The following is a 17,119-nucleotide window of genomic DNA, read 5'->3' on the forward strand; positions in this document are numbered from 1 at the left end:
CAGGCACAAGATCGGATCATTGCTTCCAGGTGACGTGCACGCCGCCGAACACGGAGCATCCCGGCGCCGGCTCGAAGTAGCGGCCGTTGCTCTCGTTGACGATGATCGATCCGGCGTAGTTCTTGTCGAACAGGTTCTGTACGCGCAGGAACGTGGAAACGGTCGTCGCGGCGGTCTCGAACACGTAGCCGGTGCCGAGCGACAGTGTGCCGTAGCCCGGCGCGTATTGGCTGTTGAGATCGTTGACCGGCGTCGCGCTTGCGGCGTTCGCTTCGATCGTCGCGTTCCAGCCGAGTGCTTCGCCCCAGCGCAGCGCGGCGTAGAGGTTCGAGCGCGGCACGCCCGGGATGCGCGCCCCCGCGGCGACCGGCGTGTTCGGTTTCGTGCAGGTCGACGCCGCCGGGCAGGTCAGGAACGGCGAGAGGAATTTCGCGTCAAGATACGTGTAGGCGAACTGTGCGTGCCAGCGTGCGGCGAGCGGCAGGTCGAGCTTGAATTCCGCACCGCGCCGGCGCGCACGATCGACGTTCTGATAGGTCGTGCGACCGCCGCTCGAGGTGGCCGCGGCGATTTCGTTGCGCGTGCTGGCGTTGAACACGGCGACATCGAATTCGCCACCCGCAAAGCGCCATTTCGATCCGACTTCACTGTTGCGGCTGCGCGCGGGCACGAGGCCGAAGTTGATGCCGGCGCTGCCGTCGGGGCGATAGCCGAGTTCGTTGAACGTCGGCGTCTCGAAGCCGCGCCCGTAGGAAGCGTAGAGATGCCATTGGCTGTTCACGCGGTAGAGCAGGCCTGCGACCGGCGTCGTCGCCGCGTAGTTCGCGCGGCCGCTGTCGTCGGGATTGCCCGGCGCGATGTAGTGGTCGGCGGCGGAGAATTTCACTTCGCTGTGGCGTGCGCCGAGGCTGGCGAGCCAATGCTCGGCGAAACTCCAGGTGGCCTGCGCATACTGGTCGAAATTGAACACGAGGTTCTGCTCGTCGCGACGCAGTACGCCTTTCACGCCGAGCATCGTGCCGAGGTAGTTGTTGTAGCCTTGGCGATGCTGGTTCTGGCGGTCGTAGCTGACCCCGGCGGACACATCCAATGGCCGGCCGGCGAGGACGCCACGGTAGCTCCAGCGCGCGTCGCCGCCGCCGTAGTCGCCGTCGAGGTCGATCACGCCGCCGGGGCTGGTCGGCGCTTTCTGCGTCGCCACCGGGATCGACTGGTACTGTTCGACGTCGCGATGACCGGCGTAGCCGAGCACGCGCAGACTCTGCGAATCGCCCAGCGACTGCTCGTAGATTGCGCCGCCTTGCTGCTGGTGCACGCTCTTGCGCGTGTCGAACTGCGCCGCGCTCGTGACCGGCTGGCGCGGATCGGCCTCGAACTGCGCACGGGTCAAGCCGAGCGGGTCGTCCGCATTCGGCAGCGCCACCGCGTTTGCGAGCAGCGTCAGCTTGCGCCCCTCGCCCAAGTCGACGCTGAACTTGGCGTTGCCGTTGCTGCGTTCGGCGTAGCCGTGCCCGCGGTAGCCGTCGGTGTGGAACTGCGAGAGGTCGATGTTGTAGCCGACGATGCCTACGCGCCCGCGCGCGTTCGCGCCGAGGCGCAGCGTGCCGTAGCTGCCGCCGGCCGCATCGAAGCGCAGCTCGGGATGGTCGCCGCCGTCGGCGGTGAAGATCTGGATCACGCCGCCCGAGGAGTTGCCGTACAGCGCCGAGAACGGCCCTCGCAGCACCTCGATGCGCTCGGCCGAACCGAGCGGGAAGTTCGATACCTGCCCCTGGCCATCGGGCATCGTCGCCGGGATGCCGTCGACGTAGAGGCGTACGCCGCGCACGCCGAAGGTCGAGCGTGCGCCGAAACCGCGAATCGAGATCTGCTCGTCCTGCGCGTAGTTCTGCCGGTCGCGCGTGAGCAGGCCGGGAATGCCTTGCAGGTATTCGGATGGATTGATGCCGAGCGAGCTGCCGGCTTCGACCTTGACCGCGTCGATCGCGCCGGGAACCTCGAACGCCGGGCGTTCGCCGCGCGTCGCGGTAACGACGATGTCGGGCAGATCGACCGCGGCGGGTTCGTCGGCGAAGACCGGAGCGCAGGCCAGCACGGCGAGCAGGGCGGAGCGCCCGTGCGGGCGCGGCGCGCGAGGCGAAGACGCACGCGATGCGCTCAACCCAGTCTCCCGCGTTCACGCAACAGTTCGATCTCCGCATCCTCGAACAGGCGCGAGCGCACGAGAAAGCGCACGCCGCGACCGTTCTCGAGCGAGAACATGCCGCCGCGACCTTCGACGACGTCGATGATCAGCTGCGTGTGCTTCCAGTATTCGAACTGCGGCTTGCTGATGTAGAACGGCACGCCGCCGATCTCGCCGAGGTGCACGTCGCTGTCGCCGACGAGAAATTCGCCGCGTGGATAGCACATCGGCGAGGAGCCGTCGCAGCAACCGCCGGATTGATGGAACAGCACTGGCCCATTTTCCTTGCGCAGCGTATCGATCAGGGCAATAGCTGCGGGTGTGGCGATGACCTGGCGTGTGTCGAGTTCATGCTTGCTGGTCGTCCCCATGGTGCCCTTCTCGGTGTTCAGTTCGAGTCTTTGTAGACCAACAGTGCCTTCGACTGTTTGGCGTCCTCGTAAGTCAACGCCGAGCCGGTGGGCCCAAAACCATTCACCTGCAGGATGTAGGCCATGATTTTTTCGTACTGGTCATGCGGCAGTGTAGCCGGGGCCGTGGCGGGCATATTCTGTACGACGATCGTGAAAATTTCGCCTAGTGTGTGCTTCGCCTCGGCAGAAAAAAACATCTTGCCCTTCAGCATCGGGCCATTGCGGCCTTCCAGGTTCTTGCCGTGGCAAATCGAGCATTTGTCTTCGAACAACTGTTGGCCGGCCGCGGCCTGCTCTGCGGTGTAGTTGGCGACGCTGCGCTTGCCGGTGGACTTCGCAGCGCAAGTCGATGTGGCCGGGCCCTGCGCGTGGCGGCGTGCATGGTTGAAGCCCGTCGGCTCGGCACCGCGCCTGCCCGTCGCAGCGGGCGCCACATCGGCGTAGCCGCGCAGGAATTTGGCGAGCCCGCCGTTGTCGCGCAACACGGCAATGGCATGCTCGAAGCGGCGCGCGGCTTCTGCGCCCTTGTCGCCGTGCAAGGCCACCAGCGGCCACGACGTGCCGGCGTCGTCGAGCGGGTGGAACTCGTACTTCGCCACCGCCTTGGCCCGTTGCAGTGCGCCGACCACGCCGGGGCGCCAGATCATGGCGGCGACAACGTCGCGATGTTCGAGAGCGGCGACGACATCGTCGTCATCGGCGCGGATCTCGCGCACAAGATTGGGATGGTGTGGAAAGTACAGATTGGGCAGCGTGTTGTACGCCACGGCGACCTTGCTGCCCGCTGCGAATTTGGCGAGTTTCGTGCGTGGATCGCCCTTGTGCGTGACGAGCACGAAACCGGTTATGGCATAGGGCGGCGTTGCGGTGAGGAATTTCGGCAAGGAGCCGCTGGAAGCGTCGTACGGAAACCCGAGCACGAGGTCGCAGTGCTCGGCGAGCAGTCCCTTGTAGGCGCGCAGATCGAAATCCGGATCGTCGCCTTTGGGTTGGCCGCTGTATTCGTACAGCACCGGTCGTGCGCCGAGCTGGGTCGCGACGGCGCGCGCGACGTCTGCGTCGATTGCGACCGAAGGACTCGCCTTGTCGATGCAAAAGCGCATGTCGTCGGCGTGCGCGCGATTCGCGCCAACCAACAGTGCCAGCGCGGCAGAGGCCACAAGAATGCGGCGCAGCGCGCGGATCGGGGGAGTCATGTCGTGGATGCTTTGGAACATTTTGGAAACCTGGTGGCTGGTGATGAAAACGGACCACGCCGGCGATCGGCGCCGGCGTGGCTCGGATGCCCGACTAGCGCGGGCTCACAGGGCAAACACGTACAGGTGACCACCGCTCGGAATGGCCTTGACCTTCGGGTCTTCGGCCATCTCGCCACCCCAGATGGGTGTACCGCCACCCCAGCCGGCCCAGATGCCGACATATTGCTTGCCGTTCACGCGCCAAGTGCTCGGCACGCCGAGGAAGCCGCTGGTGGCCTGCGGGCTCTTCCACAGGACCTTGCCGGTCTTCGCGTCGAACGCATACAGATACCCGTCCGCGGATCCGGAGAACACTAGTCCCCCGGCCGTCGCGAGCATGCCGCTGTTCCATGGCAGTTCGGACGGGAACGACCAGACCTGCTTGCCGGTATCGAGGTCGATCGACTGCACCGATCCCCAGTTCTTGTTGTCCGGGTCGTGCAACACGCGGAACGTGGCTCCGAGGTAGGGCAGTCCCGCCTTGTAGGTCGCCGGCGCACCCTTGATCGTCATGCAGGTGTGCAGGGTCGGGATGAACACCGAGTGCAGTTCCGGATTGATCGCCACCGGCCACCAGTTCTTGCCGCCGAGGAAACTCGGACAGGTGAAGACCTCCTTCTCGAGCGTCGGGCGCAGGTTGTCGTCGGTCACCGGCTTGCCGTCCTTCATTTCCTTGACGCTGGTCGCATGGGCGAACTTCTCGGCGTAGATCAGCTTGCCGTTGGTGCGATCGATCACGTACAGCCAACCGTTGCGACTGGCGGAGACCAGCGCCTTGTACGACTTGCCGCCATAGGTGATGTCGGTCAGCACCTGTTCGTTGCTGCCGTCGTAGTCCCAGGTGTCGCCGGGCGTGTACTGGTAATACCATTTGATCGCGCCGGTGGCGGGATCGAGCGCCAGCACCGAATCGGTATACAGGCTGTCGCCGGGACGCATTGTCGCAAGCCACGGCCCGGGGTTGCCGACACCCCAGAACAACGTGTCGGTACCGGGATCGTAGGTGCCGGTCAGCCACGGCGCGCCGCCGCCGGTCTTGTACGCACCCTTGGGCCAGGAATTGCCGCCTGGTTCGTTCGGTGCTGCGGTGGTGTGCCGTTTCCACAGCGTTGCGCCGGTCTTGGCGTCGAGAGCAGTGATGTAGCCGCGAATGCCGTATTCGCCGCCGGAGATACCTACCAGAACCTTGTCTTTGGCAACGAGCGGCGCCTGGGTGATGGCATAGCCGAGGTCCGGCTTTTCCAGCGTCTTCTTCCACACGACCTTGCCGGTCTTCGCGTCGAGGGCGACGATGTCGTTATTGAGCGTGGCCAGATAGACGTTGTTGCCGTACAAAGCAACGCCACGGTTGACGATGTCGCAGCACACCGTCTTCAGGCCGGTGTTGCTGAGGTCATGCTCGTATTTCCACAACGGCTTGCCCGTTGCCGCCTCGAATGCCCACAGCTTGCCGCGCGGCCCGGTGATGAACATGTAGTCGCCGTTGACGATCGGCGGTGCTTCGTGACCGACGTCATGGCCTTCGAGCTCGTTCTTGAAATCCCACGCCGGCTTGAGGTTGGCGACGTTGCCGGTGTTGATGTCGTTGAACGGCGCGTAGCCGCTACCGGACCAGTCGCGGCGATACATCAGCCAACCGTCGTCCTTGGCGGCATTGGCCAGGCGCGCGTCGGTAACTGGTTGATACGCGCCGGGATCGGCGACGGCGCTGCCGGAACCGAACAGTGCCAGTGCCAAGGTGCAAGCGACTGGCAACGAGGACGTCTTGATGACTTGCTTGATCATGTTGATTGCTCCCGAGGATTGGTGATCAGAAGAAAATGATTCCGCCGAACGAGCCGCCGAACATCTTGGCAGTGTTGCCCAGGTAGTCCTTCGAGCGCGTGTCGCCGAGTTCGCCGGCGAGGGTGATGCTCTTGGTCAGGCCGTAGTAGAGGCCCGCAGTGAGGTTGGCGTTCGATTTGAACGAGGCATTGAGCGCCGTATTGCGCGCGTTGTCGTCCTGGTTGCGGCTCTCGCCGTAGTTGATGCCGAACTTGAGCTTGTCGCTGACCTTGTACGTGCCCTGCAGGAAGTAGTTGCGGCCTTTGACCGGCCCCTGATCGCCATCGGAGAGGATGCCGAGACCCTTGCCCTCCTGGTAGTTGGCGAGTACGGCGAACGGCCCGGCGCTGTATGAGGCGCCTATCTCGGCGGCCGTTTCGGCGAAACCGCCGGTGCCGGCGCCGGCATCGGCGAAGTGCTGCATCTTGGCGCCGATCCACGCCTTGAAGCCGTTGCCCGCCCAGGCGAGCTGGGCCTGGTACTGCGGTCCCGCCTGCGAGGCGTAAACGCCGCTGTCGACCGGGCTGACCAGCGCGCCGGTGAAAGTGAAGCCACCGCCGATAACAGGCGAGACGTAGGTCATCTGGCCGTAAGTGCCGAGATACGTGTAACCCGCGCCGATGTGGCCGAGGGTGACGCGGCCGCGCTGCGTGCCCTGCACCGGCGCGCCGGCGCCGAGCAGGGTCATGTCGCTGAGGATCGGGTTCGAGCCGAACACACCGTAGTCACGGCCGATCTTGAGCGTGCCGGCTTCGGCGGTGCCGATCGTAAAGAACGCCTGGCGCACGTCGACCCCGCTGTTCGCGGCAAGGCCCGATGACGTCGCCGTGGCCGCATAGATGCCGATCGTGCCGCCGATCTCGAGGCCATCCTGGCTGGTCTTGAACTTGGTGACGAGTCCGCTCGGCAACAGGCCGTTGCCGATCGTCGTCTTGCTGCTTTCGCCGCTGCAACCGAGCCCACGCCCGGCAATTGCCGGACCGCCGACCGCGTCGCCCGAGCAACTGACGCTGGTCGCGTAGGCGTTGACGATGCCGCCGACATCGACGGTCCAGTCGCCGGACTGAATCTCGACGGCGCCGGCCTGCGCTGCGGCCAGTGCCGCAGCCAGGGCGGTTGCGTGGATCAGTCGGCGAGGCGCTCGCCGGAATTGCTTAGATGGTGTTGATGGCGCGTACACGTTTCCTCCCAGACAGTAGTTGTTGGAAAAATCTGTTCTGTCGCGGCAGCGCGGCAGCGCGTTGCCGTTTCGTGACCAAACACGTCCACGACGCGGGCCGGAGCCCGCGTCTTCCTTCCTGCATCCCCCGGCCCCGGACCTAGAAGAACCCGAGCTTCTTCGGCGAGTAGCTGACCAGCATGTTCTTGGTCTGCTGGTAGTGGTCGAGCATCATCTTGTGCGTCTCGCGGCCGATGCCGGACTGCTTGTAGCCGCCGAACGCTGCATGCGCGGGATAGGCGTGGTAGCAGTTCGTCCACACACGCCCGGCCTGAATCTCGCGGCCGAAGCGGTAGCAACGATTCGCTTCGCGGCTCCACACGCCGGCGCCGAGGCCGTACAGCGTGTCGTTGGCGATGTGCAGCGCCTCCTCTTCGTCCTTGAAGGTCGTTACCGAGACGACCGGGCCGAAGATTTCCTCCTGGAAGATGCGCATCTTGTTGCTGCCGGCGAACACGGTCGGCTTGACGTAGTAGCCGTCCTTGAGATCGCCGCCGAGCACGTTGCGCTCGCCGCCGGTCAGCACCTTCGCGCCTTCCTGCTTGCCGATGTCGATGTACGAGAGAATCTTCTCGAGCTGTTCGCTCGAAGCCTGCGCGCCGATCATCGTGGCCGGGTCGAGCGGGTTGCCGGCCTTGATCGCGTTGACGCGCTGTATCGCGCGTTGCATGAACTTGTCGTAGATCGATTCGTGGATCAGCGCGCGGCTCGGGCAGGTGCAGACCTCGCCCTGGTTGAGGGCGAACATGACGAAACCCTCGATCGCCTTGTCGAAGAAATCGTCGTCGCGCGAGGCGACATCGTCGAAGAAGATGTTCGGCGACTTGCCGCCGAGCTCGAGCGTCACCGGTATCAGGTTCTGGCTCGCGTACTGCATGATCAGGCGGCCGGTCGTGGTCTCGCCGGTGAACGCGATCTTGGCGATGCGCGGGCTCGATGCGAGCGGCTTGCCCGCTTCGAGGCCGAAGCCGTTGACGATGTTGAGCACGCCGGGCGGCAGCAGGTCGCCGATCAGTTCGGCCCAGACCAGAATGCCGACCGGAGTCTGTTCGGCCGGCTTGAGCACCACGCAGTTGCCCGCCGCGAGTGCGGGCGCAAGCTTCCATGCCGCCATCAGGATCGGAAAGTTCCACGGGATGATCTGGCCGACGACGCCGAGCGGTTCGTGGAACTGGTAGGCGACGGTGTCGTGGTCGATTTCGCCGATCGAGCCTTCCTGCGCGCGGATGCAACCGGCGAAGTAGCGGAAGTGGTCGATCGCGAGCGGAATGTCGGCGGCACGCGTCTCGCGCAGCGGCTTGCCGTTGTCCCAGGTCTCCGCATGCGCGAGCAGGTCGAGATTCTGCTCCATGCGGTCGGCGATGCGGTTGAGGATGTTCGCGCGCTCGGCCGGCGCGGTGCGGCCCCAGGCCGTCTTTGCCTTGTGCGCGGCGTCGAGCGCGAGCTCGATGTCGTCCTTGTCCGAACGCGCGACTTCGCAGAACGCCTGTCCGGTGACTGGCGTGACGTTGTCGAAATAGCGACCGGCTACGGGCTTGAGCCACTTGCCGCCGATGTAGTTTTCGTAGCGGGCCTTGAACGGAACTTGCACCGCAAGATGTTGCTGCTCGAGTTTGGTCATGACGCGTGAGGCTCCAGGTTGGTGGGCGTCTGCGTAGAGCACGCAGCGTGCCAACGGCCGCAGCTATTGCGGTGCAGCAACGTCAGGATACTTGTATAGAAATGCACTTGGCCGTGCGTTGCTGCGGTGCGCAACGCACGTTGCAGATGGCTTGTTGCATTCGCCCGGAAATTGTGTCCAGACTCGGTGCACCCGCCAGAGACAACTGTCGCAAATTGCGACACATGGAATTCCATGACCGATTTTGTTCTGGATCGCATCCAAGCCGCTCGCCATCGGTTCTTCGATGAAGGCGATGCGCCGCGTGGGCTCGTGCCCGCCACCATCCTGCGTTCCTGGCAGCGTTGTGCGGGGCTTGGTCTGTCGGAGCACGAGCGTCCCAACGTCGAGCCTCTGGCCGCTACCGCATTGCGCGAGGTCTGCCAGAAATACGAGGAACTGCGCCGTATCTGTCTGCCCGAAGTGCGCGCGCTGTACGCCGATGCGCGCGCGACCGGCAGCATCGTCATTTTGACTTCGCCCGATGGCATGATCCTCGAGGCGCTCGGCAGCGCCGACTTCCTCGACAAGGCGGCACGCGTTTCGCTGCGCCCCGGCGTGCCGTGGAACGAGAACCACACCGGTACCAACGCGATCGGTACGGCGATGATCGAGGGCCGCGCGATCGAGGTACGCGGCCCCGAACATTTCTTCGCGCCGCATCGCGTGCTCAGCTGTTCGGCCGTGCCGATCATCGACCCGTTCGGCAAGATCGCCGGCGTGCTCGATCTGTCGGGCGAGTCGTCGGTGCATCACACGCACGCGCTGGGCATGGTGCGCTTCGCGGTCGACCAGATCGAACGGCGCCTGTTCGAGCGTGATTTCCCGGATTGCCGTGTGCTGCGCGTGCAACGCGATGCCGGTCTGCTCGGTACGCCGCAGGAAGGCATTCTGGTGTTCGAAGACGGGCGCCTCGTCGCGGCGAACCGGCACGGCCTCGGCGCGGTCAATCTCGTGCGCGGCGACATCGGGCGCAGGGAATTCAACGAATTGTTCGATGCCAGGCTCGAATCGCTGCATGGCGAGGCCGGCCTGCGCGACCATCTCAACAAGCCGATCTTCGTGCGCGTGGACGAACAGCAACATCGTCCGGCCACGGCCGGACCGGCACGGCCCGCATCGGCGGCCGGCGGCAACATTGGCGTGTTCGACGCGCGACTCAAACACGAACTCGACCGCGCCGAGCGCGTGTTGCGCGCCGGCATGTCGGTGCTGCTGCTCGGGGAAACCGGCACCGGCAAGGAGGTGTTCGCGCGCGAACTGCATCGTCGCCTTGGCGGCGGGAACATGCCGTTCGTCGCGGTCAACTGCGCAGGTCTGCCCGAGAGTCTGATCGAGTCGGAATTGTTTGGTTACGAGGAAGGCGCGTTCACCGGGGCGAAGCGTCACGGGGCGAAGGGAATGCTGCGGGAGGCCGACGGCGGCGTGTTGTTCCTCGACGAGATCGGCGACATGCCGCTCGCCGCGCAGACGCGATTGCTGCGCGTATTGCAGGAGCGCGAGGTCACACCACTCGGTGGCGGCAAGCCGGCCAAGGTCGATTTCACCGTGATTGCAGCGACCAACCGCAATCTCAAGGTTGGAGCGCTCGATCAGTTCCGCTCGGACCTGTTCTTCCGCATCGCGCACTACACGGTCAACCTTCCGGCACTGCGCGAGTATCCCGATCGTCGCGAGTTGATCGAAATCTTCTGGAATCGACTCACCGCGGGCACGCCCACGCGCCTCGATCCCGGCCCGCTCGACATCCTTGCGCACTATTCCTGGCCCGGAAATCTGCGCCAGCTTACGGGCGCGTTGCGCACACTGGTCGCACTCGCGGGGCCGGGCGGCCGGGTCGAAACGCACGACCTGCCGGCGATGTTCCACGAGTTACCGCCGCCGGTGGAAGCGGACGCGCGGACACTCGCTGCGGACACTCTGGTCGCGTTGGGCGAAATTACCGAGAGGGCGATGCGTCAGGCCCTGGAAAAACACGCCGGCAATGTCTCAGCTGCGGCGCGCAGCCTGGGGGTCAGCCGCAGCACGCTTTATCGGCGGCTGGGCTGAGCCGTCCGGCGCGGACTCCTCCGCTGCCGCGCGATCCCCGGTGTGGCCGGCATGGCGTTGCGTTTCGCCACGCAGCCGCGTACGGTAGAAAACCGGATTGCGCATGCGCTGGCGACCTGCCGGCGCGCGCTGTGGGATGGATCGGCACGATGCGTTCCTGTCATAGATGAAGCAGCGCCCGTCATCGTCGACTGCCGCGATCCAGGCCGAGGCCGAGGTCTGGTTCGTGCGCCTGCGCGCCTACGACTGTTCGGCCCACGAGCGCCGTGCCTTCGAAGCCTGGCTCGCAGCCGCGGCGGAACATGCCGACGCCTATTCGGAGACGCAACGTTTCTGGGACTCTCTCGATTTGCTTCCGCACGAGCGCGACGCGCGCCGTCGACACGGGCAGGCGGGCGGGACCGAAGCGCTGCCAGGGTACGGTTCCGCCCTGGTCTGGGGTGGTGCGCTCGCAGTCGCTGCCGCTGCCGCCTGCGTCGCGTTCGGCGTCCGGTCGACATGGCCCGGTCGCTCCATGACGGCGTCGCGCGACTATTCGACCGCGCCGGGAGAGCAGCGCGAACTTACGCTCGAAGACGGTTCGCACCTGACGCTGAACACGGACACCCGCGTTCGCGTCCGCGTCGAGGGTGGCTCGCGCGAGGTCGAATTGATGCGCGGAGAGGCGTTGTTCGACGTGGCCCACGAACCGGGACATCCGTTCCACGTACGCAGCGGTGACATCACCATCGCCGATCTCGGCACGAGCTTCGATATCCGCAGCGACGCCGCCGACACCTGGATCACCCTGATCAGCGGTCGCGCCACGGTGACCCGTGATCGCGACGGCGCCGCGGTCGAGCTGGCGCCAGGCGATCAGTTCATCTCCAGCGCTACAACGTGGCGCAAGCAGACGGTCGCCGATCTGGCCATGGTGACGGATTGGAGCAGCGGCCACCTCGTGTTCCGAGCCGCCCCGTTGCGTGATGTCGTGGCGAAAGTGAACCGTTACGGTCCCCCTCGTCTCGTGATCGTCGACGATTCGCTGGGAATGCTGCAGATCAGTGGCGACTTCCGCATCGGCGACACGGATGCGCTGCTGCATGCTCTGCAAAGCGCGTTGCCGATTCGCGTGGAGAAGTCGTCCGAGGGGGAAACACGATTGTATTTGCGGCGCTGACGCGGAGTACCTGCGCCTGCGGCAGCGCACGGCAACGGGCAAAACCGCAGGCGCAGGTGCTCCGCGCGCGCGCATCCACAGCGCACGCGGGACGATGCTTGGAATCCGCCGCGGAGTCCACATATCGGTGGGTCGGCAGATTTTCGAGAACGCGTCATGCACGACAGTTTCCACGCCACAACAATCGTTTCGGTGCGCCGCGACGGCAAGGTGGTCATCGGTGGCGATGGCCAGGTCACGCTGGGCGCGACCGTGGTCAAGGCCAACGCACGCAAGGTTCGCCGCCTCGGCACCAAGGGCGAAGTGCTCGCCGGCTTCGCCGGCGCGACGGCCGATGCGTTCACCTTGTTCGAGCTGTTCGAGCAGAAACTCGACAAATACGGCAACAACCTCACGCGCGCCGCGGTCGAACTGGCCAAGGACTGGCGCACCGATCGCCGCCTTGGTCGGCTCGAGGCGATGCTGGCGGTGGCCGACAAGGATGCGTCGTTGCTGATCTCGGGTAACGGCGATGTGCTCGAGCCCGAGCACGGCCTCATCGCGATCGGTTCGGGCGGCCCCTACGCGCAGGCGGCGGCGCGTGCGCTGCTGCAGCACTCGCAGCTCGGCGCGCGCGAGATCGTCGAGAAGGCGCTCGGCATAGCCGGCGACATCTGCATCTACACCAACCACAACATCACGATCGAAGAGCTGTGAGCCGTCAGCGGTGAGCGGGAAGAGCCAATCCGTCGCGCCGCCGCGTTTTTTCCCTTCACTGCTTGCCGCCCACCGTTCACAATCCACAGCCATGTCCGAACTCACCCCCCGCGAAATCGTCAACGAACTCGATCGCTACATCATCGGCCAGAACGCGGCCAAGCGCGCGGTCGCGATCGCGCTGCGCAACCGCTGGCGGCGCATGCAGCTCGATCCGGCGCTGCGCAACGAGGTCACCCCGAAAAACATCCTGATGATCGGCCCCACCGGGGTGGGCAAGACGGAAATCGCGCGTCGGCTCGCGGCGCTCGCCAACGCACCGTTCATCAAGGTCGAAGCGACCAAGTTCACCGAGGTCGGCTACGTCGGCAAGGACGTCGAGCAGATCGTGCGCGACCTCGCCGACGCGGCGGTGAAGATGGCGCGTGAGGCGGCGAAGAACCAGGTCAAGTCGCAGGCCGAAGACCGGGCCGAAGAACGCATTCTCGATGCGCTTATCCCGCGCCGCGCGTCGAGCTGGGACCAGCCGCCGCCGGAGTCGCTCGACACCGATACGCGCCAGAAGCTGCGCAAGCAGTTGCGTGAGGGCGCGCTCGAGGAACGCGAGATCGAGATCGAGACGGCGGTCAACGTCGGTGTCGAGATCATGGCGCCGCCGGGCATGGAGGAAATGACGAACCAGCTGCGCGGCATGTTCTCGCAGATGGCCGGCAACAAGACGCAGAAACGCAAGCTCGCGATCAAGGCCGCGCGTCCGCTACTGATCGAGGAGGAGGCGGCGCAACTCGTCAACGACGAGGAAATCAAGCAGCAGGCGATCGAGGCGGCCGAGCAGAACGGCATCGTCTTCATCGATGAGATCGACAAGGTCGCGCAGCGTGGCGAATGGGGTGGCGCGGGCGTGAGCCGCGAGGGCGTGCAGCGCGACCTGCTGCCGCTGGTCGAGGGCTCGACCGTGTCGACCAAGCACGGCCTGATCAAGACCGACCACATCCTGTTCATCGCCTCGGGAGCGTTCTCGCTGGCCAAGCCCTCGGACCTGATTCCCGAGCTGCAGGGCCGTTTTCCGATCCGGGTCGAGCTGTCGGCGCTGTCGGCGAACGACTTCGAGCGCATCCTCCGGGAGCCGCACAGCGCGCTGACCAAGCAATACAGCGCGCTGCTCGCGACCGAGAACGTCGCCCTCGAATTCAGCGACGACGGCGTGCGTCGTCTCGCCGAGATCGCCTTCCAGGTCAATGAACGCACCGAGAACATCGGTGCGCGCCGGCTGCACACCGTTTTGGAGCGGTTGCTCGATACGATATCCTATGAGGCTCCGGACCGGGGCGGGCAGACGTTTGTCGTCGATGCGAAGTACGTCGACGAGCATCTTGCGGCGCTGGTACAGGATCAGGATTTGAGCCGCTACATTTTGTAGGGACGATTCTTAACGCAGATCAGAGCGGATAAAAACGGATCAAAGCGGATATGGCCGATCGGAAAATGGCCTTCTTAGAACTTCGCTCAATCCGCTCTTGTCGGCCTTTTATCCGCGTAAATCTGCGTTAGATGGTTTTTATACAAGTATAGAAATGGCAACGATCAACCACCACCGCGAAGGCGGAAACAACGTCGTCCAGTTTCGCGGTCGCGGCGCGCGCGCACAGCTGCGCGAGGCGCTCGACGGACGCGTGCCCGTGCGCGTGATGCGCGAGAAGATTTCTCCGGGCTGGACCCACGGCTACGTGATCGGCATGTCGACCGAGTTCGCGCTGATCGCCGAGGTGTCGGATGCGATGCGCTTCGACGGCTTTCTCGCGATCGCGTTGTCCGATGTCAGCCACGTCGAGGAAGACCCGGGCCGCGAGTTCGTCGAGCGCGCGCTCAATCTCAACGAGGAAGCATTGCCGGCGCTGCCCGAGATCGACCTTGCCGACTGGCAGACGATCGCGCAGTCGGCAGCTTCGGTGACGCCGCTGATCTCGCTCAACATGCTCGACGACGCCGATGCCGGCGAGATCAGCTACGTCGGCCGCCTCACCGGTGCCGAACCCGACGCCTTGGTGCTGCAGGAAGTCGATCCGAACGCCAACTGGTATCCCGACACGGGTGCCTACGAATTCCCCGCGATCGGCTCGATCGCGTTCGGCACCGCGTACATGCTGCTGCTCGCGCGCATCGCCGGTGTGCCGCCGGTTCCATTGCCGCCCGAAGCCCTGCCGGCGTCGTGACGCGGGGTTGGCGATGAGCGCGCCGCGGCCGACCAACATCACCCTGCATCGCGCTTCGCGCGTACTCGAGGTCGCGTTCGACACGGGCGAGACCTTCCGCCTGCCGTGCGAATACCTGCGCGTGCATTCGCCCAGTGCCGAAGTCCAGGGCCACGGGCCCGGCCAGCGCGTGCTCCAGCACGGCAAGCAGAACGTCAACATCGTCGAGATCGCGCCGGTCGGCCAGTACGGCGTGCTGCTGCGCTTCGACGATGGCCACGACACGGGCATCTATTCGTGGAGCGTGCTCCACGATCTCGGTAAGCACCAGGCCGCCAAATGGCAGGCCTATCTCGATGAACTCGCCGCGGCAGGCAAGGCGCGCGCGCCGCAGCGCTGATCAGCGCCGCGCGGGAATGACCGGCAGCAGTGCGTGCGAGGGTCGCGCGCGGTCGAGGTAAAGGCGATTCGTGGCGATGCGCGGATGCTCGGCGATGCCCTCCGGCTCCCCCGAGTTGGGATTTGCGTCGAAGTGCGGAAAATTGCTGCTCGAGATGTCGATGCGCAGGCGGTGTCCGCGCAGGAACAGGTTCGACGTCGGGAACGCCTCGATGCGGATTTTGTATACCTCTCCAGGTTTCAACATCGTCGGCCTCTCCCAGGAATCGCGGTAGCGCAGGCGCAGGATGCCGTCGGTGATGTTCATCGCGTAGCCATGTGGATAGTCCTCGTTCGGCGGATACACGTCGATCAGCTTGGCGGTGAAATCCGTGTCGGGGCAATCCGACGACACCCACAGCTCGAACACGAGCGGGCCGGTGACTTCGACATCCTCGCGCAATGGTTCGGTCTGGAACACGAGTACGTCCTCGCGCTCGGCGAGCGCACGATACGGCGCGGTCGAACCGAAGAACTGCGGCGCCTCGCGCTGGTCGAACGCGCCGCCGACCATGACCGGTTTGCCCGAGGTCACCGTACCGCCGATCGTCGGCACCGGATGTCTGGGGTTGTAGCGGTATTCGCGATACGCGGCATCGATCTGCGGCGGCGCGTCCGTCAGCGAGCCGTCTGCATGCAAGTAGTGCGGCACGAGGCGCGTGCCCGGCAACGGCCAGTCGCGCTCGTTGCGCCAGCGGCCACCGTGTTGCATGCGGCCTTGGGCATTCCTGCGCCCGCTGCCGCCGCCCATGACAAAGATGCGTACCGGCGCTTCCTCGTCGACGCCGTTCGCGATCGATTTGAGCCAGCGGTCGAACCAGCGCAGGCGCAGGGTGAGGAAGTCCGGTGCAAGATGGCCGTCGAGCGTCGCCTCGGCGCCGAAATCGACATCGCCCGCATAGGTCAGCTGGCGGTCGCCGTGCGTCCACGGGCCGAGGATCAGGCGCACCGGTCCACGCTTGCGCTTCTTCAACCCGAGATAGTTCTGCGTCGCCGTGCGCGGATACGGATCGAACCACGACGACATGTGCACCATCGCCGCATCGCAGTACTGGTCGTAGAAACCTTCGGCGTAGATGCCGAGCTGCTTCCAGTACGCATCGAAGTTGCCATGCTGCCACTGCTCGAACAGGTAACTCTCGTAGTCGGGCGCGAGTGCGAGCGGCGAGTCGCCGCGGTGCCACGGCAGGCGCGCGAACCAATGCTTGATGTCGATGGCCTTGTACGCGGCGAGCTTGCTCGGGTCGGATCGGATCTGCGCGCTCTCGGCGGCCTCCGAGAATGCCCAGGTCGCCTGCTTGAGTTCGAACGCGCCGCCCTGGCGAATGCCGCCCTGATAGGCGTTGGCGAAGCCGCCCGAATCGAGGAACATCGCCTTCACGCCAGGCGCACCGGCACTGCCGAGCGCGCCTTGTGTGTGTGCCGCGTAGGACAGACCCATCGTGCCGATGCGGCCGTTCGACCATGGCTGCTCGAGGATCCAGGCGCAGGTGTCGTAGCCATCGTTGCCGTCGGCGAGGTATTTGACGAACCTGCCTTCGGAACCGTAGCGGCCACGGCAATCCTGGTAGATCACGGCGTAGCCGCGGCGCACGAAGAATTCCGCGACCTCGGCGCGCGACTTCGGTTGCGGATTGTCCGGCGTGCGCTCGGAGCGGCTGGCGATCGTCTTGCCGTATGGCGTGCGTTCGAGGATGGCCGCCAAGCGCTGCGCGACCGGCTTGCCGTCGCGGGCGGGCAGGTAGACGTCGGTGGCGAGGTGCACGCCGTCGCGCATGCGCACCATCTGGTCGCGCAGGACACGGACGTCGAAGCGTTCCGCACCGTCCGCCCGGGGTTGCGTCCACGGCCACGATGCCATGCCGGCGAACGTGCCCATCGCGAACTGGCCGAAGCGCCGGCGTGATCGATTCGGGGGCGGTACTTTCATTCCGGTCGTCTGCACATGAGAACCGCGCGGCAAACGCCGCGAGCCGCGCTAGACTAGCAGAGGGGAGGGATTCGAAGAATCGGGGTCGAACACACCAGGCTCACTACCGAAGCAGG

13 protein-coding genes are annotated in these 17,119 nt (G+C 65.2%); 6 read left to right on the plus strand and 7 right to left on the minus strand.

Annotation, left to right across the window (positions count from 1 at the left end; translation table 11 throughout):
* Positions 1 to 16: 16 nt before the first annotated feature.
* From AC16HO_RS06295 to adh, 6 genes are all read right to left on the minus strand, one after another.
* A complete protein-coding gene (locus AC16HO_RS06295; RefSeq protein WP_395641211.1) occupies positions 17 to 2,161 on the minus strand; it encodes a TonB-dependent receptor family protein in 2,145 nt (714 codons plus the stop codon).
* Positions 2,158 to 2,556 (minus strand): DUF779 domain-containing protein, encoded by a 399-nt coding sequence (locus tag AC16HO_RS06300; protein ID WP_395641212.1) that lies wholly within the window; start codon positions 2,554 to 2,556, stop codon positions 2,158 to 2,160. Before AC16HO_RS06300 ends, AC16HO_RS06295 begins: the two co-directional genes overlap by 4 nt.
* Positions 2,557 to 2,573: 17 nt before the next feature.
* Entirely contained in the window at positions 2,574 to 3,794 is a 1,221-nt protein-coding gene (locus AC16HO_RS06305; RefSeq protein WP_395641213.1) for a c-type cytochrome, read from the minus strand.
* Between the two features lie 105 nt (positions 3,795 to 3,899).
* Positions 3,900 to 5,621: a methanol/ethanol family PQQ-dependent dehydrogenase gene (locus tag AC16HO_RS06310; RefSeq protein ID WP_395641214.1), complete on the minus strand. Its 1,722-nt coding sequence runs from the start codon at positions 5,619 to 5,621 to the stop codon at positions 3,900 to 3,902.
* Between the two features lie 25 nt (positions 5,622 to 5,646).
* Complete coding sequence (locus tag AC16HO_RS06315) at positions 5,647 to 6,840, minus strand: porin (protein WP_395641215.1); 1,194 nt, start codon at positions 6,838 to 6,840, stop codon at positions 5,647 to 5,649.
* A 139-nt stretch (positions 6,841 to 6,979) separates the two neighbouring features.
* The gene (gene adh, locus AC16HO_RS06320) at positions 6,980 to 8,500 is read right to left on the minus strand and encodes an aldehyde dehydrogenase (protein WP_395641216.1); all 1,521 of its coding nucleotides are present in this window, start codon (positions 8,498 to 8,500) and stop codon (positions 6,980 to 6,982) included.
* 234 nt (positions 8,501 to 8,734) lie between these two features.
* On the opposite strand from adh, the gene AC16HO_RS06325 reads away from it, so the two are divergent.
* From AC16HO_RS06325 to AC16HO_RS06350, 6 genes are all read left to right on the plus strand, one after another.
* Entirely contained in the window at positions 8,735 to 10,588 is a 1,854-nt protein-coding gene (locus AC16HO_RS06325) for a sigma-54-dependent Fis family transcriptional regulator (protein WP_395641217.1), read from the plus strand.
* Between the two features lie 166 nt (positions 10,589 to 10,754).
* Positions 10,755 to 11,747, plus strand: coding sequence for a FecR family protein (locus AC16HO_RS06330; protein ID WP_395641218.1), 993 nt, complete (start codon positions 10,755 to 10,757; stop codon positions 11,745 to 11,747).
* Between the two features lie 156 nt (positions 11,748 to 11,903).
* On the plus strand, positions 11,904 to 12,443 hold the full coding sequence (gene hslV / locus AC16HO_RS06335) for an ATP-dependent protease subunit HslV (RefSeq protein WP_395641219.1): 540 nt from the start codon (positions 11,904 to 11,906) through the stop codon (positions 12,441 to 12,443).
* 91 nt (positions 12,444 to 12,534) lie between these two features.
* Positions 12,535 to 13,863, plus strand: coding sequence for an ATP-dependent protease ATPase subunit HslU (gene hslU, locus AC16HO_RS06340; protein ID WP_395641220.1), 1,329 nt, complete (start codon positions 12,535 to 12,537; stop codon positions 13,861 to 13,863).
* Positions 13,864 to 14,017: 154 nt separating this feature from the next.
* Positions 14,018 to 14,656 (plus strand): hypothetical protein, encoded by a 639-nt coding sequence (locus tag AC16HO_RS06345; RefSeq protein WP_395641221.1) that lies wholly within the window; start codon positions 14,018 to 14,020, stop codon positions 14,654 to 14,656.
* A 13-nt stretch (positions 14,657 to 14,669) separates the two neighbouring features.
* Entirely contained in the window at positions 14,670 to 15,035 is a 366-nt protein-coding gene (locus AC16HO_RS06350; RefSeq protein ID WP_395641222.1) for a gamma-butyrobetaine hydroxylase family protein, read from the plus strand.
* Here AC16HO_RS06350 and AC16HO_RS06355 read toward each other — a convergent pair whose 3' ends face one another.
* Complete coding sequence (locus AC16HO_RS06355; protein ID WP_395641223.1) at positions 15,036 to 17,003, minus strand: CocE/NonD family hydrolase; 1,968 nt, start codon at positions 17,001 to 17,003, stop codon at positions 15,036 to 15,038.
* Positions 17,004 to 17,119: the final 116 nt, after the last annotated feature.

This window comes from Rudaea sp. (genome assembly GCF_057139185.1).

Coding starts and splice junctions, on each gene's coding strand:
- AC16HO_RS06330 (WP_395641218.1), top strand. CDS start 10,755: ATGAAGCAGCGCCCGTCATCGTCGACTGCCGCGATCCAGGCCGAGGCC.
- AC16HO_RS06300 (WP_395641212.1), bottom strand. CDS start 2,556: ATGGGGACGACCAGCAAGCATGAACTCGACACACGCCAGGTCATCGCC.
- adh (WP_395641216.1), bottom strand. CDS start 8,500: ATGACCAAACTCGAGCAGCAACATCTTGCGGTGCAAGTTCCGTTCAAG.
- hslU (WP_395641220.1), top strand. CDS start 12,535: ATGTCCGAACTCACCCCCCGCGAAATCGTCAACGAACTCGATCGCTAC.
- AC16HO_RS06305 (WP_395641213.1), bottom strand. CDS start 3,794: ATGACTCCCCCGATCCGCGCGCTGCGCCGCATTCTTGTGGCCTCTGCC.
- AC16HO_RS06310 (WP_395641214.1), bottom strand. CDS start 5,621: ATGATCAAGCAAGTCATCAAGACGTCCTCGTTGCCAGTCGCTTGCACC.
- AC16HO_RS06345 (WP_395641221.1), top strand. CDS start 14,018: ATGGCAACGATCAACCACCACCGCGAAGGCGGAAACAACGTCGTCCAG.
- AC16HO_RS06350 (WP_395641222.1), top strand. CDS start 14,670: ATGAGCGCGCCGCGGCCGACCAACATCACCCTGCATCGCGCTTCGCGC.
- hslV (WP_395641219.1), top strand. CDS start 11,904: ATGCACGACAGTTTCCACGCCACAACAATCGTTTCGGTGCGCCGCGAC.
- AC16HO_RS06355 (WP_395641223.1), bottom strand. CDS start 17,003: ATGAAAGTACCGCCCCCGAATCGATCACGCCGGCGCTTCGGCCAGTTC.
- AC16HO_RS06325 (WP_395641217.1), top strand. CDS start 8,735: ATGACCGATTTTGTTCTGGATCGCATCCAAGCCGCTCGCCATCGGTTC.